Source organism: Sulfurisphaera tokodaii str. 7 (genome assembly GCF_000011205.1).
GTDB classification, from domain to species: domain Archaea; phylum Thermoproteota; class Thermoprotei_A; order Sulfolobales; family Sulfolobaceae; genus Sulfurisphaera; species Sulfurisphaera tokodaii.
Genome location: NC_003106.2, coordinates 80956 through 101472 on the forward strand (window position 1 = coordinate 80956; position 20517 = coordinate 101472).

At 34.0% G+C, this 20517-nt stretch carries 17 protein-coding genes; 10 read left to right on the plus strand and 7 right to left on the minus strand.

Features of this window, described 5'->3' with window-relative positions:
- Window positions 1-19 precede the first annotated feature (19 nt).
- Complete coding sequence (locus STK_RS00335; RefSeq protein ID WP_010978000.1) at window positions 20-436, plus strand: PaaI family thioesterase; 417 nt, start codon at window positions 20-22, stop codon at window positions 434-436.
- A 7-nt stretch (window positions 437-443) separates the two neighbouring features.
- Here the strand turns inward: STK_RS00335 and STK_RS00340 are convergent, their stop codons facing one another.
- Window positions 444-1976, minus strand: coding sequence for a long-chain fatty acid--CoA ligase (locus STK_RS00340; RefSeq protein WP_010978001.1), 1533 nt, complete (start codon window positions 1974-1976; stop codon window positions 444-446).
- Between the two features lie 52 nt (window positions 1977-2028).
- Window positions 2029-3426, minus strand: coding sequence for a 4-hydroxyphenylacetate 3-hydroxylase N-terminal domain-containing protein (locus STK_RS00345; protein WP_052846143.1), 1398 nt, complete (start codon window positions 3424-3426; stop codon window positions 2029-2031).
- A gap of 278 nt (window positions 3427-3704) precedes the next feature.
- Between STK_RS00345 and STK_RS00350 the strand changes: the two genes are divergently transcribed.
- Window positions 3705-5114: an aldehyde dehydrogenase family protein gene (locus tag STK_RS00350; protein WP_198429773.1), complete on the plus strand. Its 1410-nt coding sequence runs from the start codon at window positions 3705-3707 to the stop codon at window positions 5112-5114.
- Window positions 5115-5458: 344 nt separating this feature from the next.
- Here STK_RS00350 and STK_RS00355 read toward each other — a convergent pair whose 3' ends face one another.
- Window positions 5459-6856: an MFS transporter gene (locus tag STK_RS00355; protein ID WP_010978004.1), complete on the minus strand. Its 1398-nt coding sequence runs from the start codon at window positions 6854-6856 to the stop codon at window positions 5459-5461.
- A gap of 287 nt (window positions 6857-7143) precedes the next feature.
- Here STK_RS00355 and STK_RS00360 point away from each other — a divergent pair, with 287 nt between their 5' ends.
- A complete protein-coding gene (locus STK_RS00360; protein WP_010978005.1) occupies window positions 7144-8313 on the plus strand; it encodes an acyl-CoA dehydrogenase family protein in 1170 nt (389 codons plus the stop codon).
- A 143-nt stretch (window positions 8314-8456) separates the two neighbouring features.
- Here the strand turns inward: STK_RS00360 and STK_RS00365 are convergent, their stop codons facing one another.
- Together STK_RS00365 and STK_RS00370 are read right to left on the minus strand one after the other, a co-directional pair.
- Window positions 8457-9575, minus strand: a complete 1119-nt coding sequence (locus STK_RS00365; protein WP_010978006.1) for a CaiB/BaiF CoA transferase family protein — start codon at window positions 9573-9575, stop codon at window positions 8457-8459.
- A 12-nt stretch (window positions 9576-9587) separates the two neighbouring features.
- Window positions 9588-10085, minus strand: coding sequence for a MaoC family dehydratase (locus STK_RS00370; RefSeq protein WP_010978007.1), 498 nt, complete (start codon window positions 10083-10085; stop codon window positions 9588-9590).
- A 298-nt stretch (window positions 10086-10383) separates the two neighbouring features.
- On the opposite strand from STK_RS00370, the gene STK_RS00375 reads away from it, so the two are divergent.
- Together STK_RS00375 and STK_RS00380 are read left to right on the plus strand one after the other, a co-directional pair.
- Window positions 10384-12342, plus strand: a complete 1959-nt coding sequence (locus tag STK_RS00375; RefSeq protein WP_010978008.1) for a 3-hydroxyacyl-CoA dehydrogenase/enoyl-CoA hydratase family protein — start codon at window positions 10384-10386, stop codon at window positions 12340-12342.
- Window positions 12343-12373: 31 nt separating this feature from the next.
- Entirely contained in the window at window positions 12374-13135 is a 762-nt protein-coding gene (locus STK_RS00380) for an SDR family oxidoreductase (RefSeq protein ID WP_010978009.1), read from the plus strand.
- Between the two features lies 1 nt (window position 13136).
- On the opposite strand, the gene STK_RS00385 is transcribed toward STK_RS00380, so the two are convergent.
- Entirely contained in the window at window positions 13137-14051 is a 915-nt protein-coding gene (locus STK_RS00385; protein WP_052846145.1) for an alpha/beta hydrolase fold domain-containing protein, read from the minus strand.
- Between the two features lie 185 nt (window positions 14052-14236).
- Between STK_RS00385 and STK_RS00390 the strand changes: the two genes are divergently transcribed.
- Window positions 14237-14821 carry a TetR/AcrR family transcriptional regulator gene (locus tag STK_RS00390; protein WP_010978011.1) on the plus strand — a complete coding sequence of 195 codons (585 nt, stop codon included), beginning with the start codon at window positions 14237-14239 and terminating at the stop codon, window positions 14819-14821.
- Window positions 14822-15155: 334 nt separating this feature from the next.
- On the opposite strand, the gene STK_RS00395 is transcribed toward STK_RS00390, so the two are convergent.
- On the minus strand, window positions 15156-15728 hold the full coding sequence (locus STK_RS00395; protein ID WP_010978012.1) for a hypothetical protein: 573 nt from the start codon (window positions 15726-15728) through the stop codon (window positions 15156-15158).
- 390 nt (window positions 15729-16118) lie between these two features.
- Between STK_RS00395 and STK_RS00400 the strand changes: the two genes are divergently transcribed.
- The 4 genes from STK_RS00400 (at window position 16119) to STK_RS00415 (ending at window position 20517) form a co-directional block, all read left to right on the plus strand.
- The gene (locus STK_RS00400) at window positions 16119-16514 is read left to right on the plus strand and encodes a CoxG family protein (protein ID WP_010978013.1); all 396 of its coding nucleotides are present in this window, start codon (window positions 16119-16121) and stop codon (window positions 16512-16514) included.
- Window positions 16515-16676: 162 nt separating this feature from the next.
- Entirely contained in the window at window positions 16677-17612 is a 936-nt protein-coding gene (locus tag STK_RS00405) for an alcohol dehydrogenase catalytic domain-containing protein (protein ID WP_010978014.1), read from the plus strand.
- Between the two features lie 39 nt (window positions 17613-17651).
- Complete coding sequence (locus STK_RS00410; protein ID WP_010978015.1) at window positions 17652-18854, plus strand: acyl-CoA dehydrogenase family protein; 1203 nt, start codon at window positions 17652-17654, stop codon at window positions 18852-18854.
- Between the two features lie 52 nt (window positions 18855-18906).
- Window positions 18907-20517: a long-chain fatty acid--CoA ligase gene (locus tag STK_RS00415; RefSeq protein ID WP_010978016.1), complete on the plus strand. Its 1611-nt coding sequence runs from the start codon at window positions 18907-18909 to the stop codon at window positions 20515-20517.

Here is a 20517-nt window from a genome sequence, read left to right on the forward strand (position 1 = left end):
CAAAGGTTATTAGAGTTTCATGGATTTACAAAACATCTTGGAAAACAATGATAGAGTATTTAAGTTTTTAGAAGTTAAGATCTTAGATGTAAAGCCAGGTTATTCTAAGATTCAAATTCCTTATAAGGAAGAGTTCTGTAGGAGAGGTAATGTGTTAAATGGTGGAATAATAATGACCGCTATCGATTTTGCCGGAGGTTTAGCTACTTTATCTGTAAATGATGGAATAGACCAAGTTACTCAAGAGTTAAAGGTTAACTTTCTTGAACCAATGTATAAGGGACCATTTACTGTTGAAGGTAAGGTGGTAAGAAAAGGAAGGACTGCTGTTATAGTACAAATAGAGTTTAGGGATAGTGAAGGAAAATTAGGTGCTATAGCCTTAGGTACCTGGTATATAATAAGGGATAGGGTGGTTAAAAAGGAAGGAGGATAATAAAACGTTACATGTTTCTAACTAATTCTCTGATCACTTTCTTATCTAATTTCCCCGTACTAGTTTTTGGTAATTCGTTAATGAATAGTACCTTATCTGGTATCCACCATTTGGGGAATCTGTTTAATGAGAGAAGATACTCTTTGATCTCGCTTTCAGTAATTTTGCCCTCATATTCCTTTTTAGGTACGACTAGAGCTACGGGTCTTTCTCCCCATTTTTCGTCTTTAACAGCAACAACAGCTGCTTCAAAGACTTTATAATAGCTCATTATCGCGTTCTCAAGATCTATACTGGAAATCCATTCACCTCCGCTTTTTATTAAATCCTTAGCTCTATCTACTATCTTTATATAACCATATTTATCAATCGTAACTATATCGCCCGTCCTTAACCAAATTCTGTTGTCAATAACTCTAAATGTTTCTTTACTCTTTTCCGCTTCTTTATAATATTCTTTTGCAACCCATGCACCGCTAACCCATAGTTCTCCAATGCTCTCACCATCCCACGGAAGTTCTTTCTCATTATCTAAACTAACTAGTCTCATTTCAATTCCGGGTAAAGGAATTCCTTGACTACTTATCTTTTCTTGATCTTGATTAACTGTTGTTATTGCCTCTGTTTCTGTCATTCCCCATGCGTGGTATAATCTAATACCCATTTTATTAAATTTCTCTGCTATAATTCTTGGTGGCTCAGCACCACCAGTTACTACGGTCTTTAATGACGAAATATTGTAATTCTCCTTCTCTATAAAGTTCAAGAAGTCTATCCAAATTGTTGGAGCGGCAGCTGCAATTGTAACTTTTTCCTTTTCTATTAGTTCAGCTAAATCCTTAGAAGTTGGTCTAGGACCTGGTAATACTAGTTTAGCTCCGGTCATTAGTGCTGAGAATGGTAAGTCCCAACCATTTATATGGAACATTGGTACAACGACTAATACTGTGTCGTTCCTTGATATTCCAACAGCATCTTTAGCTAATAGAGTTAGTGAATGTATATAGATAGATCTGTGAGTATACATTATCCCTTTAGGTTTCCCAGTTGTTCCAGAAGTGTAACATATAACTGCTTCATCTTTTTCATCAAGTTGGGGAAAACTGTCTATTGGTTTTTGCATGTCTATTGCCTTGTCAAAGTTCTCATCAAGATAAAATATTCCGCTAAGAGACGTCTTTAATTTACTGATCTCGAATTCTGGAGAGGTGAACACAAATTTGTCCCCTGCGTGATTGATTACATACTCAATCTCGTTAGGATGAAATCTTACGTTTATTGTATGTAGAATATAACCCATATTTGTTGTGGCGAAATAAAGTTCAAGATGTCTTCTTGTATTCCACTCTATTGATGCTACTTTATCCCCTTTTTCTAATTTCAAGCTCTTTAAAAAGGAGGAAAGTTTTCTTACTCTTAAGGCAAACTCCTTGTAACTCATTCTCTCTATCTTCTCAGATCTAGAAACTATCTCGCTTTCTGGGTATAATTTTTCAACTCTCCAAAAAATGTGTTGGATTGTTAATGGAAATTCGTACATATTATAATTTACTTCTTTTCCGAATTTAAATATAGCGGAGAAAAAATCACATTTAACTTGAAATTATTTTCTTTACAAGTTCCTTACTCTCATTAAAATCGTAATTTCTGAATAGTTCGATTTTACTTGCCTCAATTGAACCTTCAGCATGGATCATAGTTGTAAGCCAATACCCTACTAAAGAACTACTTCCATCTATTTCCTTCACAAATTTTAAAATATCGATCCTCTCTTTTCCGTCTATCGCACCTCTCAAATACTTACTTATAACCTCTCCTTCGTCACTCTTAAGATCTTCTTCTGAGGGTAATGTTGATATTATACCGCCAGCTATATCAATTAAATCCTTAACAACTTCATGGAAGTGTGTGTTAGTGTAGAGCTTACCTATATTAGTAAAGATATAGTTAGGGATTGCAATTTCTTCATCAATTTCTGGGTAAACAGACGAGGCTATTGCCGACATCCTTAGTATTTCCTTATAAAGTATTATGTCTATTATATCGTCTCTAACGTGCTTCTCGTTTGATATTCCGTTTGCCTCTGCTGAAAGTATTGCTGAACCTAAATAGAGATTTGCCATAGCAGCTCTATAAGAAATTGCTGTAAACCTATGATATGTTGCAAATAGTCTAGCTAGGGTTCCAGCAAATTCATATTCCCTAAATAGGAATACTCTATCCCATGGTACAAAGACGTTATCGAAGATTGTCAGTGTTTCTAACTCATAATCTTTTACACTTAAGACTGATGAGGAATTTCCCTCAATCTCATCTATTGGTCTTACAATCATCTTCAAACCCGGTGTATTAGCAGGAACTGCAAAGGCTATAGCGTAATCCTTATCCTCTTCTCCCATAGCCCTTGTTGGTATAACTATTATCTCATCAGCTACAGCTGCTTGAGTAGTGTGAGCTTTTGCCCCTCTAACTACGATGCCATCATTTCTTACATCAACTACTCTAACATATAAATCTGGGTCTGGCTGTTTTGATGGTCTTTTTGACCTATCACCCTTAACATCAGTCTGTGCTGTTGCTAAGGTTAGATCATTTTTTACGACATACTCGTAGTATTTCTTAACTCTGCTGAAATAGTCTTTACCGTACTTTTTATCTAATTTTTTAGCTGTTATCATTAAGGAAAAGAGAGCATCACTACCGATGGCTTGTGAAATGTTAAATATACCATTGCAGAAAATAGTTGTATCGTATACTAGTTTATGCCTATCTAGTAAGTCTTGGGATGTTTTTGGTACCTTGAAGTATTTACTTATTTTACCGTACTGTTGGTCGTCGTAAGATCTATCTGGATATTCAAATAATTTTGACGCGTGAAGTGCAGATATTTTTAACACGGGATGTTCAACAATATTTGATATGTATTTGCCTCGATACATTACTCTTCTTCCATCGTTTAACGACTTTAAGTAATCTTCCTTACTTCTCATATTTGATAATTTCATGGGGAGTTATATAAATCTACATAGTACTAAGAGTAGGATACCTTACCTCAATTTGTACATATCTTTAGCTTAACGAATTTATAGAGCATTATGCTATTATCAATTTTATGACTTACGCAGACTTTAATATTGAGTTTGAATAAGTTAACATTAGCCTTAAACTCAGCTTGTAAGATATTTTCATTAAAAAATTTCTCTAGTTATGAATATATACATTTTGCATAAGCTTTTAAACTTTAGAATATAAAAATATTCGTGGTTTTATAATGAGCGAGGTCATAGAGATTAAGTCTCCTTCTAATTTAAAAGTAATAGGAACAGTAAAGAGAATGAGCAAAGACGAAGTTAGGGGAGAAATAGAGGAAGCCTATAAGGGCTTTGAGACTATATCTAGAATGCCCTTATACAAGAGAACAGCAATACTAAGGAAGGTTTCGGAGATTTTGGAAAGGGAGCAGGAAAGGTTAGCTAGATTGTTAGCTATGGAAGCTGGAAAACCAATAAAGGATTCAAGAGTTGAGGTGATGAGAGCGTCCAGGCTGTTTAGACAAGCTGCTGAAGAAGCTGCAATAGTACTAGAGGGTAAAAACTATAGGGTTGATGCTTACGAGTATCCTCCAGGAAATGAAAATAGGATAGTAATTAGCACTAGGGAACCTATAGGAGTAGTAACTGCTATATTACCCTTTAACTTTCCTATAAATTCATTTGCACATAAAGTAGCTCCAGCAATAGCTGTAGGAAATTCTGTGGTGGTAAAACCAAGTATAAGCACTCCATTATCAGCAATAGAAATGAAAAAGATACTTGTAGAAGCTGGGCTTCCAGATAGCGCAGTTAGGATAGTAACTGGGTATAGTAATGAGATAGGGGACGAGTTAATAACTCATCCCTTGGTTGGTTTAATAACTTTAACCGGTTCTACGCAAACTGGTTTAGCAATAGCTTCCAAGGCAGTTTCCTTAGGAAAGAGGATTATCATGGAGTTAGGAGGATCGGACCCAATAATAGTTTTAGAGGACGCTAACATAGATAGGGCTTCTTCGATAGCTGTTAGGGCTAGATATGAGTATGCTGGGCAAAATTGTAATGCTGGGAAGAGGATAATAGTTAGAGAGGAAATTTACGATAAATTTGTTAAAGCATTTAAGGAGAAAGTTAAGGCACTTAAAGTAGGAGATCCCCTAGATGAAAGTACTGATATAGGCCCAGTAATAAACCAGGAAAGTGTTGAGAAGTTAAATAAAGCATTAGAAGATGCACAGTCTAAGGGTGGTAATGTTGAAGTACTCAATAAAGGACCGGAGACTGGTTACTTCTTCCCGTTAAGTTTAGTTACTAACCCCAGTCTAGACATGTTAGTCTTGAAGACTGAAATATTCGGACCAATAGCCCCAATTGTTTCAGTAAAGAGTGATGAAGAGGCAATTAATATTGCTAATTCTACTGAATACGGATTACAATCTGCAATATTCAGCAACGATGTAAATAGGGCTCTTAAAATCGCTAAGGAGCTGAAGTTCGGTGCCATAATAATTAATGATAGTACGAGACTCAGATGGGATTCCTTACCTTTCGGAGGATTTAAGAAAACTGGAATAGGAAGAGAAGGAGTAAGAGATACAATGCTAGAAATGACAGAAAATAAGTTAATAGCAATAACGTTATTATAACAAAGAACATTAAATGTCAAAGATGTTGTGTAGATTATGTCCTATGTTTATTATCCAGGAAGTTTATTAAAAGTGTTTCATGTAATGCATAAAAGATTGCGTGTTTTTGCTACGTTATTTAAGTTGTTTAAAATATAGTTCAAGGAATGTTTTTATGTAACTATCTTATTCGATAATTAATGTAAAATTGTATAAAATATCTATAATACCTTCTCTTATGTTAATGAATATTGTGAGAAGAATAATATTATTAAAATTAAAATTTATAAATATGTTATCTATACAAGTATGATTATTTTGGAAAGGGTATAATAAAAAATATTTTATTAGCATTGAGCAGTATATTATACGTCTGTTGCTTCATTTACTTCTTCTAATCTAACCTTCACAGTTTTGGGAAGAATAAAGAGTGTTGCTATTGCAACCGCTATAGCGGGTATCCATGGAATAGTCCATGCACCTATATTACCTAGAACGGATATTAATGGAAATAGAGCAATTAGCCCTATTGCACCACCTGCATGACCCACTCCATCTGCTATAGCATAACCTGTAGCTCTAGCATTAGTAGGGAAATTCTCAGTGCATAATAGATAGTATATATTATACCATCCTACTCCTACAAGTTCTGCAATAAAGGCACCAGCGAAGAATACTGGTATACTCCTTGCTACTCCTCCAATTGCCATTATTCCAGTACCTATCAAATAGACTACAACTCCGAAGATTGTCATAGCTCTTCTATCAAATCTATCTATAATAAATCTTAATAATATTGAACCTAAGAAAGCTCCTATTCCTGCTAATCCAAAGTAGAATACTGCAGAAGAAAATAGGGATCCGCTATATCCTAGGATATCCTTTACCCAGGTAGGTGGTAAAACCAGGAATGGATAATCCATAAAATAAATCCAGAACATTAAGAGGAATAATGTTATTAATCTCTTTAGATATTTGGGCTTTGCTAATATTTTAAAGGGATTTTCTTTTTTCACACTATAAGTCTTAATTTGAGGTTCAGGCAATTTGTCAACCTTAGCTCTACTCATTGCAGTTGCCTCCATTCTACTTACAAGTTCATCTGCCTCGTTAAACTTACCCTTCATTGCTAAAAATCTAGCAGTCTCTGGCGCATATGCTCTAATAGCTAAAGCAAGAACCGCTAATATAGCTCCTAATAAGAATGTAATTCTCCATCCTATACTCGGTATTGATGTAACAATTAATGCGGCAATGAAAGGACCAATTCCAATTCCAGCCCAACCTCCTATAAAAGCTAAGTTTACGTATTGACCTCTTTTATGTGCTGGGGACATTTCCGCCATATAGGTCATAACAAGGACTAAATCAGCACCTATACCCATTCCAGTTATAAATCTAAACGCAGCTAGCATAGGATAGTTAACAGATAACGCATCACCAAAACTTCCTATTGCAGTAAATAATGCCGTAAATATGAGAGTAGGTCTCCTTCCAATGACATCAGCTATATAAGAGAACAGCGGAGCACCCACTACATACCCCCATAAACCTAATGATGCAATAAGTGATGATTGAGCCGCTGTTACAACGAAGGGTATGTAGGGTAAAGCGAAACCTACATTAATCACGTCATATAAAGTAATAAAAAATGAGAAACCCATAGCCCAGATTAATGCATATGTTAGACCCCAAGCTGGTAATCTATCAACTCTCGCTACGTACCATTCTGGAGTCTGCTTTAAATTAGACTTATCTTCCATATAATTAATTAATTTTCGCTAATATATAAATTTTGTGTATTTTTATACAACTATTTTATTCGATATTTATATAAAAATATTAGAATAATACGAAAATTGATTCTTTAATGAGATTTATAAACTACTATAAATGTTATTTAATTCTAGTTCATTGACTATTCAATTTTCTTTCTTAATAAATGTTTTTATGTGTTTTTAGTTAATATTAAGGTTATATTTTCTTCGAAATTACTAGAAAAACTGTTTTTAGGAAAACTTTATAATAAAACTTTATTAATTATATTATTGTGTTACTTTCGCCTAAAGATGAAGAAGAGAAGCTAATCCTCTCAACTGTAGATGAGTTAATGAAGAAATATGATGAGATATATTGGCTAAATAAAGACCAAAGAAGAGAATTTCCAGTGGAGTTTTTTAATGATTTCATGAGTTTAGGTTTGGGATCAATACTAATACCTATAGAATATGGAGGGGCTGGTAAAGGTATTAGGTTAGCTTGCTTAATCCTTTACCTAATTAATGTAAGAGGAGGTAACTCATATTTCGTTCATGGACAATATTACACTACAGCATTACTTGTAAGACATTCAAATAAAAAGTTAAAGGATAAATATTTTAAAGATATAGGTAAAGGCGAGAAGGTATTATCATTAGCATTAACCGAGCCAGATGTAGGATCTGATACTACTAGAATGAAGACTATTGCAGAAAAAGTCGGAGATAAGTATATTGTAAATGGCCATAAGATTTTCATTTCTAGGTTGAAATACACTGATTTTATAATATTAGTGGCTAGGACAACGCCTTATGAGAGGGTTGAAAAGAAGACTGATGGGATTACTCTATTTCTAGTTGATTTGAGAGAAGGAAGAAAGGGAATTGAAATGAGAGAGATTAGAACTATGTCAAATACCGATGCATATGAAGTTTTCATTGATAATTTAGAAATACCTGAGGAAAATGTTATAGGAGAAGTAGGTAAGGGATTTTACCATTTACTAGATTTGTTAAATACTGAAAGATTTATGATAGCCGCTGAATTAATAGGTAATGCTGAATGGTTTATAAATAAGGCTGTGGATTATGCTAAAAATAGGGTAGTTTTCGGTAAGCCAATAGGCAGTTTTAAAGGCGTTCAATTTCCAATAGCCAAGGTATATGCTGAGTTAAAAGCACTTGTAAGTTATTTCAATGAAGGATTAAGTTTAGCAGAGGAGGGAAAGGACACTAAATTAATTGGAAACTATGCCAATATTTCAAAATATCTAGCCGCAGAAATAGCCTGGGAAGCAGGGAATGTGACAATGGACATTTATGGAGGTTACGGTTATGCTGTGGAAACAGGCATAGAGAGGAAGTTTAGAGAGACTAGGCTATATAAGGTAGCCCCAGTATCTCAAAATTTAATCTTAGCCTATATTGCTCACCATATGTTAGGACTTCCGAGATCATACTAACGGGAGTAGGATAGCAAGTTGAAACAAGCTTAAAAATTACTTCCAATTTAAGATTTAACCTACTTAGGAAAAATAACTTTTAATTAGAGGTCTTACGAAAATAATCTATTAACTTATACTTCTAGTTGATTGAGTATTATTTGTTATTTACTTGCTTCCATTATTACTCCTTTTTTAATTAAATTATTTATCTCGTCATTGTCATATCCTAATTCAAGTAGAATCTCTCTAGTATGTTCGCCTAATCTTGGAGCAACAGTCTCCTTTTTATTAAAAGGAAACATAATATACTTCATTCCGTTAACCTCATAAACTAATTTATTACCATACCTTTGGAAAGCTTCAGCCAAGTTAAGCACTGGAGCTACTGGTACATCAGCATCACTTAATACCTTTACCCAATACTCTCTAGTGTTATTCTCAAATATTTTTTGTAATTCATTTACTATATACTCCCTATTTTCAAGCCTCTTCTGGTTAGTATCGAACATAGCTAAGTCTTCTCTCCCTAGAGCTTTGCATAGCTTAAAATATTGTTCATCAGTGAAAACAGCTACGTAAATATAACCGTCAGCTGTTTTAAACGCTTGATAAGGTACTAAATACCTGTGTGCAGAACCCATTCTCTTAGGTATTACGTTAGTATTAAGGTACATATATGCATCTTCTAACATCAAGTAAAATTGTGTATAAATCATGGGTAAGTCAATGAAGACCGATTCCCCCTTATTTAACGATGCTAAGATTAGTATAGTTCCCATTAAAGCAGTTATTATATCTGAAATTGATGTGGCGAATTTTGCAGGAGGCCCTTTTTCCTCTCCAGTCATATCCATTAAACCGCTCAAGGCTAATATTGTTGCATCATAAGCAGGATTATCGGCTTCTTTAGAGAAATTTCCAAACCCCGTTATTGAACAGTATATTATGTTGGGGTTAATTTCCTTCAAAGTCTCGTAATCTATTTTTAATCTTTTAAGTGCAGAGGGCCTATAATTAGTAATCAATATCTTAGCAGATTTTACCAACTTTTTGAAAATTTCATAACCTTCATTTGTCTTGAGGTTAATTACAATACTTCTCTTTCCTCTATTAGTACTGGCAAAATAAACACTAATCCCATTAATCTCTGGTTTAATTCTCCTTCTATCATCACCATAGGGAGGGGGCTCAATCTTTATTACATCAAATCCTAAATCGGCTAATATTTCCCCAATTAAAGGTGCTGAGATATTACTACCCAGCTCAAGGACTCTATTCATATTGTCATCATCTCATTCTTTCTTTTCACCAGTCCAGCTTACCCCTTTCTTTCTAACCATGAATACCCTATCAAATTCCACAACCTTTTCTCCCCTTTGATTATATCCCCATGTCCTTATTTTAACTATTCCAAAACCCGGTCTACTTTTGGATTCCCTAACCTCTATAACCTCAGCTTCTGCATAGATTGTATCTCCGGCGAAAACTGGGTTTAAGAATTTCACATTCTCTAATCCTAACATGAAACCATTTTGACTCGTTTGTTCAACAAGCATTCCCGCTACAATTGCTAAAGTTAAAAAGCCATTCACTACTAACCTTCCCTTAAACGGTTCTCCAGGAAAGTATTTCTCAGTATAATCCTTATTAAAATGTATTTGATTACTATTGTTAGTTAAGAGAGTGAACCAGATATTATCTACATCAGTTATTGTCCTCCCTATCTTACTTTTAAACCTTTGCCCTACTTTAAAATCTTCGAAATAAGGACCTTCCGAGTCTTCTGGCATAATTTAAATATTATAATAGAGTTTAAAAAAGCACTTTTATCAATTTCTGATTTTAAATGTGATAAGCTAATAACGCGTAAAATCGTATAACTTCAGATAGGACTAAAGGTAAAATTCTAAGGGGTAGTATCTGAGTAATATAAATAATGTTGAAATGAGCTTTAACTCTTCACTGATGGATTCATAAGAGATAGGTGTATTTATTTTAATAAAAATATCGTGACTTGTTGACTGCACTAGGTTAAATATATTTTGCAACTAGCATAATTTTTTAGCTTTTAGATCCTTTAATAGTACAATGAAATTAGAAAAAGTGTTAGTTGTAGGAGCAGGTACTATGGGACACGGTATTGCTGAACTATTCGCAATAGCGGGATATGAGGTATATTTAAGTGATATAAGTCAAGAAATTCTGGATAATGCATTAAACAAAATTAAGTGGAGTTTAGATAAACTCCAAGAAAAAGGGCAGTTAAAGGAAAGTACGAGTAATATAATTTCTAGGATAAAGACTGTTGTAGGATTGAATGAAAGTGTGAATGATGCTGATTTTGCAATTGAGGCTGCGATAGAAAGACTGGATTTAAAGAGGCAAATATTCTCTAAACTTGATGAATTATTACCTACTCATGCAATATTAGCTACTAATACGAGCAGTTTATCTATATCTAAAATAGCTGAAGCTACGAAAAGACCGGAAAAAGTTGTTGGGATGCATTTCTTTAATCCCCCAGTATTAATGCAGTTAGTTGAAGTAATGAAGGGTGAGAAGACTAGTGATGAGACTGCAAAGACAACTTATGAGTTAGCTAAAAAGCTAGGTAAAATTCCTATAATGATAAATAAAGATGTTCCAGGGTATGTAGTAAATAGAATTTTAGGAGAAATAATTTCAGCATCGTGTATTATATTACAAAAAGGTATTGCTGATTACCTAACAATTGACGCTGTAGCGAAATACAAACTGGGATTTCCAATGGGTGTTTTTGAGCTGTTAGACTATACTGGTATTGATGTTAATTATTATGTTTCTAAATCTTTAGAGGAATACGGGATAAAATCTCCTTGTTCAGCTTTATTTGAGGAGAAGGTCAAAAAGAATGAGCTTGGAGTTAAGAGCGGAAAGGGATTTTATTCTTATCCTGCCCCAGGGAAGTACTCAAAGCCCGAAATACCTAAAGAGTTGGCTGATAAGTTAGATCCAGTGTTAATCATAGCACTAGGAGTTAATGAGGCTTCAAGGCTGTTTAGACAAGGAATAGTGAGTAAAGAAGACATAGATTTGGGTGTCAAACTGGGATTGGGATTTCCTAAGGGAATTTTCCAGTATGCTGACGAATTAGGAATAGATAATGTGGTTAAAGCAATTAATTCACTTTCAGTCGAGGAGCCAGATCGTTTATTATTAGATATGGTCAATGAAGGAAAGTTAGGTATAAAGAGTGGTTCTGGATTTTATGAGTATGGTAAAGTTGAGGAGAAAAAATTAAATACGTTAATAGTTCGTGTTGAACCGCCCTTAGCATGGATTATATTAAATAGACCGGAGAGGCTTAACGCACTAAGTATGGAATTGATAGGGGAATTAAACAAAGCATTAGATGAGTTAGAAAATGACAGTAGAGTAAGGGTTATAATCTTGTCCGGAAGTGGTAGGGCTTTTTCTGCTGGAGCTGATGTAACGTCTTTCTTAACGTTAAAACCAATAGACGTAATAAGATTTAGAAGCTTACGTGAACTAACCAATAAGATTCAGTTTTATACAAAACCAGTTATTGCTGCAATAAATGGTTATGCTTTAGGTGGAGGATTAGAGATTGCATTAGCGTGTGATATTAGAATTGCGTCTGAAAATTCTATGCTTGGTCAACCGGAAATAAATCTAGGTATAATTCCCGGTGCTGGTGGTACTCAAAGATTGCCTAAGTTAGTAGGGAAGGGAAGAGCTAAATTACTTATTTATACCGGTGATATGATACCTGCGAAGGATGCATACGAAATGGGATTAGTTGATATAGTTGTACCTACAGGCAGGTTTGAGGATGAAGTGAGAAGGATAGCCCTTAAAATAGCTGAAAAATCTCCTCTTTCATTACTTGCTGCAAAATTAGCTATAGAATTAGGCTATGATGCAAATATATTTAGTGGAGAGTATTTAGAGTCGAGTTTATTTGGCTTACTCTTTACGACTAAGGATGTGCAAGAGGGAGTAAGAGCTTTCTTAGAAAAGAGAAAACCCGAATTTAAAGGAGAATAAAGTATTTTTTCTCTCTTTCTTACTCTTTCTTATGTACTCTTTAAAAAATAAAGTTGTAGTTATAACTGGTTCTGGTAGGGGAATAGGTAGGGCATTGGCATTAAGATTGGCAAGTGAGGGAGCTCTAATAGTGGTTAATGCTAAGAAAAGAGCTGAAGAAATGAATGAGACAGTTAAAATGGTTAAGGATCAAGGAGGTGAAGCAATAGGAATTTTAGCTGATGTATCAACACGGGAGGGGTGCGAAACACTGCTTAAGAAGACTCTCGATGTCTATAAAGTAGTAGACATCTTAGTAAATAATGCTGGGATTGGATTATTTTCTCCTTTTCTTAACGTTGATGATAAGCTTATTGAGAAACATATTTCTACTGACCTTTTATCAGTAATTTATTGTTCCCAGATGTTTGCTAAGGAGATAAGGGAAGGGGGTGAAATACTGAATATAGCGTCTGTAGCTGGAATTGTTCCAGCTTATGGTTTATCAATTTACGGTGCTATGAAAGGTGCAGTAATTACATTAACTAAGTATTTAGCATTAGAATTGGCACCAAAGATTAGAGTTAACGCTATTGCACCAGGTTTTGTTAAGACTAAATTAGGAGAGAGTATGTATAAATTCTTAGGTATTACAGAAAAAGAGTTTGCTGAAAAAGTTACAATTATGGGAAAACTACTTGAAGCAGAAGATGTTGCGGAACTTGCTACTGCGATATTAAAAATAGAATCGCTTACCGGTCAAGTTTTTGTAATTGATTCTGGCGAAAGCCTTAAAGGGGGATTAAAATTCTAAATTATTTTCCGTAAAATACTTTTCTTAATACATATCCTATTAATCCTATAGCGTCCCTACCTTGTTCTATAAAGGGAAAGAACGAAACGAAACCATGAATTACATTATTAAACCTAACACTCGTAACTTGTACACCAGATTGTAAAAGTTTGTTAGCATAAGCCTCTCCTTGGTCTCTTAATGGATCATGTTCAGCTGTTATTATTAATGCTGGTGGTAAATCATTTAAATCAGCTAATATTGGAGAAAATCTGAAATCCAATAAATCAGCAAAAGATCGTAAATATTGTTGACCGAACCAGTCTATATGTTCCCTGGTTAGGAAGAACCCCTCTCCATTATCGTAAAGGGATTTTGTTATTAGATCAAAGCTTACTGCTGGATAAATAAGAACTTGGTACTTTAGTTTAATATTTTCTTTCTTTGATAAGATAGCAGTTACAGCTGCTAAATTGCCACCAGCACTATCACCACCAACAGCTATTCCATATTTTCCATTAAATTTCTCTGAATTATTGTATACCCACTTTAATGCGTCAAACGAATCGACTACTGCAGCTGGAAATTTGTTTTCTGGAGCCAGTCTATAATCTACGGAAATTGTAACACATTGACAAGAGTTAGTTATAGCCCTACATAGTGGATCATAACTTTCGATGTCGCCGAGAACAAATCCTCCGCCATGATAATAAACTAAAACTCCATAAGGACCTTGTGTTTTAGGATAATAAACTCTAGCTTTTATATTTGTTTCACTACCCGGAATGGTTATGTCTTCTATTTTCCCTACTTCTTCTCTTGGTGTAAGAGATGAAAATTGTTTAAAAAGCGATCTTATCTCCTCTACAGATGCCTTACCTATAGGTAATTGGATTGTTGATTCTAATAATTTTTTAATTTTAGGGTCTATCATTATTTACTACTTTTCGAATTAGATTAAATATTTTACGACGTATAACTGGTTGTTACCGTTTATACAATAAAAATGAACTTTTTTCAAAGTCGACTAAAGTGTCAATTTTTAATTTTAATAATTTTTATAATAAATAATCTTATCGACCAATAAAGTTTTATTTTGTCGTTACGTAATAAAGAAAAGATATGAGAATACCTAAGACAAGAAAAGGGATTGAAACTGTAGAAAAAATTTTAAATGCCTCGATAGAAGTTATTGAAGAGAAAGGATTTATGAACACATCTATATCTGATATTACAAAAAGGGCTAATGTGGCTTATGGCGTGTTTTATTATTATTTTAATAATAAATATGAGCTCTTTGACGAACTAGTGAGAAAAGCTAATAGGGAAATGAGATATTATTTGAAGATAAAAACGGAAAACATTCAGAGCAGAATAGAAAAAGAAAAGGTAGGAATAAGAGAATTTTTAAAGTGGATAAGGGAAAACAAAGACTATTACAAGTTGTTTATTGAGGCACATGTTCATAGGCCAAATATGTTAATCTGGCATTACACTAAATTAGCTGAAAGGTACTCCATTGGACTAAGCGAAGCCATGAGAAGAGGGGAGATAATTAACGTAGACCCTGAGGTTCTTTCGTATGTATTAATTGGTATTAGTGAGATATTAGGAAAGAGATATGTAGTGTGGAACAATGACGAAATACCAAACCATGTTATAACTGAAGCTGATAAAATAATAGAGAATTTGCTTAAACCTAAGTAATGTACAATTCAGCCTCTTTAAGAACTGAATATTTTCTTTAAATTAATATAATTCTAAGAATAAATTATAGTATCGTTATTAACTCTATATCTAAATCAAAGCATATAAAATCTAATTTTGAATATCTAATCTTTCTTTATATGAAATCTAATAATTAATAAATTAATAGAATTTATATAAAAATAATAGGTCTAAATTCTATTAATAGATTATATAATATTTATTATTATTTTATTAGGAATATTCTATGTGTAACTTAATATCAGCACTAAGGCTGTTCATACGAAAACCGTAACATCAAAGAAATAAAAAAGGAATAAAAATAATACTTCTTTTATAATGGTAAAGTAAATCCTAGTGCGAAATTAGCTATAGCAGCAAATGTTAAGTACATTAGCCATACTCCAGTGATTAGATGAAAGACTCCTTTAATTCGTGTCCAGGTTTTTGATACTAGTAGACTAGCAGGGATATCTGATATATACACTAGCGCTAATAGAGTAAATAGAATACCTACTGGATAATCCTTGACACTATAAAATACTAATGCGCCTATAATAGATATCCATAAGAATGCTACAGCCATATAACCATCTACTCTAATGTCGCCTCCATAGTGTTTGTTTAATCCTAATGCGAACCAATGTACACCATATGCGGTAAAGGCTACTGCTGCCATGTATATCGAATTAGGCGGTGAGATATGGAACAGTGCTATATAAGTCCATAAAATTACACCAGTTATAAATTGCATAAAACCAGGCATCCATATGCCCCATTCACCTAGCGATTTGTTAAGTGATTCGCTACTGCTTGGATATCCGCTTACCTCCCAACCTCCATATACGAAATATCCTGTGCCCAATCCGAAAAATCCCAAAGCCAAGGGTAGTAGTGGGAGACCCATTTATAATCCCTATCCTATATACCTACTCCATCTAAATATAAAGCTTTCTTAATAGATATCCGTATATATTTAACAGAATTTTTCATAAAATTATTATGCTAAGAAGTCTATGCTATTTGTGAATTAAACATAGAGACAAATTTACTAACTTCTCACTCTTACTTTAGTCATACCCTATTTAAATTAACCGTCTCATTCTCACTCTATAGTAACAAACTCTCATATTACTTACTTAGAGCACAGATCTTAGACTATTCCTAAAATTACCAAGAATTATCTGAAAAAGTATTTCCTATGATTTTTTGTATACAAAAACAAAATATTTTCCAAATAAATTCCAGTCATTTAGTTTGGCAAAAATTTTTATTTTAGGATTTCCAAATTGTAGATATGTCTATTGAAGGAAGTTTTCATACAAGCAGAGATGTTAAGAAGTTTTTTGAAAATTATCAAAATTTTATAAGTTGTATACCAAATGTAAAAGATATTAATGATAAGAAATTTAAGTTAGATGCTCAAGTTGGAGGATTTAGTGTAACAGCTGATGGAGAATTAGTCTCATTTAAGCAAAGTGGGGATACTTACGAATACGAAATAAAAATAAACGGGCCTGGAGTGACAATTAATATAAAAACTGTATATAAATTGCAAAATAACGAGATCTCATGGTCATCTCATTATAATTATGAGGGTTTTGCCGTATCTATGGTAGGATCACTATTAGATACTACAATACAGAACATGATAAAAGCAACAAATGAGTGTATAAGAACAAAATTAGGGTAACACAGTATCGTCCTTTTAGTATAATTCTATTAATGAGAATTTTATGTTTATACTATGCGTTATGCCTACTAAACGTTAAAAGCCATTAGATATGCAACTACTACTGTGAGATTATCAACAGAGTAAGAACATTTTTATACGTTTCTAAATATAATATAAGTTATGAAGGCGGCTGTTCTCTATAACTTTAATGAGAGTTTTAAAATAGAAGATTCACAACCCAGAGGTGTCGGTGTCAAAGTAAACGTGGTAGCAACTGGTATATGCGGAAGGGATATTGTTATTTGGAAAGGCGGATTTAGAAACTTAAAAACACCCATAATTTTAGGTCATGAAATTGTTGGGTACTACAACGGTAAACCAGTAGCTGTATACCCAAACATATATTGTGGGAAATGTGAATATTGTAAAAAGGGAAAAGAAAATCTCTGTGATAATGCTATAATAATAGGGGAAAATCAGAACTACAGCGGGGGTTATGCAGAAGAAGTTATAGTACCAGAGACTAATTTAATACCTCTTCCAGACGAGAAGTTTGAAAAATATGCAGCTGCACTAGATCCGGTAGCTACAGCAATTCATGCTACAAAGCTAGTTGAACTAAACGACGAAAGTAAAGTTCTAGTTACTGGTGGTGGAGGAGGAGTAGGTATTCATTTAATTCAATACCTAAAGTACTTAGGAGTAAAGGAGGTTTATGCGTTAACATCTAAAATAGATAAAGTCAAAGAATTTACGGAGTATATAATAAATGATGTTAAGGGGCATAAATTTGATGTTGTGTTTGAGCTAGTTGGTGCAAAGACTATAAATGATTCTTTGAGGGCTCTTAATAAAGAAGGAACTTTAGTACTAATAGGAAATGTTGAAGGAGAACCTATAACGTTAAGCAGACCGGCATTATCCATTATGAGACAACACAAGATTATAGGATCAGCTTCTTATACTAAGAAGGAATACGAAGAAGCAGTTAAGTTAATTCATGAAAACAAGATAGTTCCAATATACAGAGAATATAGCCTTGATGATATAAATCAAGCTTACATGGATTTAGTAAATAGGAAGGTTTTTGGAAGAGCTGTACTAAAAATTAGATAAGATAAGAAAGTTTTTATTTATAAGCTGTTATATGTAATTATGGTCTTGCCTTTTAAGTCAGCAGAAGTCTTCTCTGTGGAAGTTTCAGAAAAACATGAATTGTTTAGAAAAGCTGTAAGAGAGTTTATGGAGAGAGATGTGGCTCCTTATGTGGAAAAAGGGGAGGCACAGAGAGAAGTACCTAAAGAAATATTAGAAAAAGCGAAGGAGTTAGGTCTCTATGGTATAACTGTCCCGGAAGAATACGGAGGCCAAGGAGGAGATACTTTAATGTCTGCAATAGCTCAGGAAGAAATATCTAGAATATGGCCTTCTTTTGCTACAAGAGTTGCCGCTGGTGCCTTATTTACAACTCCGATATTGCTTTTTGGGTCAGAGGAGTTAAAGAAGAAATACGTTCCTCCAGTTGCGAGAGGAGAAAAAGTTGCAGCATTAGCAAATACTGAGCCTAGTGCTGGATCTGATGTTGCTGGAATGCAGAGTACCGCAAAGAAAATTAATGGAAAATACATACTTAATGGAAGAAAAATCTTCATAACTAATGGTGGCATAGCAGATTATTACGTTGTTACTGCAAGAACTTCTCCACCAGATCCTAAAGCTAGATGGAAAGGAATTTCAATGTTCGTAGTGGAGAGAGAATGGAAAGGAGTTAAAGTTGTTAGTAGAATCGATACCTTAGGATTAAAGGCTTCAAATACTGCAGAATTAATATTCGAAGATGTAGAAATACCAGAGGAGAATGTTGTAGGTGAGGAGGGAAACGGTTTTAAATATGCAATGGCAACTTTCGATAGAACTAGGGTTGGGGTTGCAGCACAAGCATTAGGTGTTGCTCAAGCCGCTCTAGAGAAAATGGTAAGTTATGCCAGCCAACGTATAGCATTTGGAGAACCTATAGTAATGTTTGAGTTGGTCCAAGAAAAGATTGCTGAGTCGTTAACGGAAGTGAATACTGCGAGACTTCTCACTTATTGGGCGGCTACTCTTTTTGATAAAGGATTAGAGAACGAGGCTATAGTAGCTGCTTCAATGGCAAAATATTATTCTACTGAGATAGCCGAGAAAGTGGTAATTAGGGCTATTACTGTACATGGAGGCTATGGCGTTGCAACTTCTACTGGAGTTGAAAGATTGCTAAGGGATGTAGAGGTTATGAAAATTTATGAAGGAACAAATGATATACAGAAACTTACTATAGTTAAGGAGACAGCGAGAAGGCTATTGGGTATTAAATTATAATTAATTAGTTTGGGTAAAAAGATTTATTAATTGTCAATTCAATTTTCATTATATGAGTGAATATTACGAATATGAATTAACAATAGATAAGATTCTAGATACTGGAGTGAAAAGCTTCCCAGATAGAGAAATAGTATATAGGGATGTTAGAAGGTATACTTTTTCATCTTTTGCAGATTCTGTAAGAAGGTTAATGAGTGGGTTAAAGAAACTAGGTGTTAAAGAGGGCGAGACTGTAGGTGTTATAGATTGGGATACTGATGTCTACCTTCATTCTTACTATGCTATTCCTATGTTGGGTTCTGTTTTGCATACAGTTAATATAAGATACCCACCAGAAATAATATTGAAGACTATATTACAAGCTGAAGATAAATATTTGATCGTTAGGGACGAGTTTTTACCCTTATTAGAGAAAGCCAAGAATCTTCTTCCAGTGGGAATGAAGATTATAACATATAGTGATAGCAAAGAGAAAGTAAGGTCTAATATTTCTGATGCAGATTTTTGGGAGTTGATTGATAGTAGTGAGCCTTCAGAAATACCACAAGTTAGTGAAAATAGTAGAGCTACTATATTCTTTACTTCTGGAACTACTGGTGACCCTAAAGGTGTTTGGTTTACGCATAGAAAACTTGTTCTTCACGCGTTAAGTGTAAGCTTAGTAGGTGCGAGACCACCTTTAAACGTAACAACTAATGACGTTTACTTAATATTGGTTCCAATGTTTCATGTACATTCTTGGGGATATCCCTACGTGTTTATGTTGTCTGGAATTAAATATGTTTTACCGGGGAAGTATGATTACGGTCTTATACTAAAACTTATGGATAAGGAAAGAGTTACCTTCTCGGCTATGGTACCTACTATATTATATTTCATAATTACCCATCCAGAGGCACAAAACTACTTACATGTATTTAAGAGATGGAAAGTTATTATAGGTGGATCAGCTTTACCAGAAGGGTTAGCAAGGAAGGCTAAAGAACTGGGTATTACAATAATTTGCGGTTATGGACTTTCTGAGACTTGCCCGGTGCTTACTGTGAGTTATTACAATTCATTAGTAGAAAATTTAGATGAAAATAAAAAGTTCCTAGAACAAATAACTGCTGGAACTCCTATACCCTTAGTCCAGTTAAGGATAGTTGACCCAGTATCTGGTGAGGAGAAAAAGGTAAATGAAATTGGTGAGATAGTTGTAAGAAGTCCTTGGCTTACAAAGGAGTATTATAAAGACCCGGAGAAGACTAAAGCTTTATGGAGAGGTGGATGGCTTCACACGGGAGATTTAGGTTATATTGATGAGTATGGATATGTACATATTGTAGATAGAGAGAAAGATGCAATAAAAAGTGGTGGTGAATTTATTCCGTCATTACTTTTAGAAAATGTAATATCATTGTATCCTAAGGTCTCACAAGTAGCGGTTGTAGGTAGAAAGGACGAGAAATGGGGTGAAAGACCTATAGCATTTATAGTTCCTAAAGAGCCAATTACTGAAGAAGAATTAAGGAACTTCTTGCTCGAAATGAGTAACCAAGGGAAGATCCAAAAGTGGTGGATTCCAGATAAGTTCATCTTCATACAATCAATGCCTCTTACCTCAACAAATAAGATAGACAAAAAAATATTAAGAGATTTGGCTAATAAGAGTATGTAG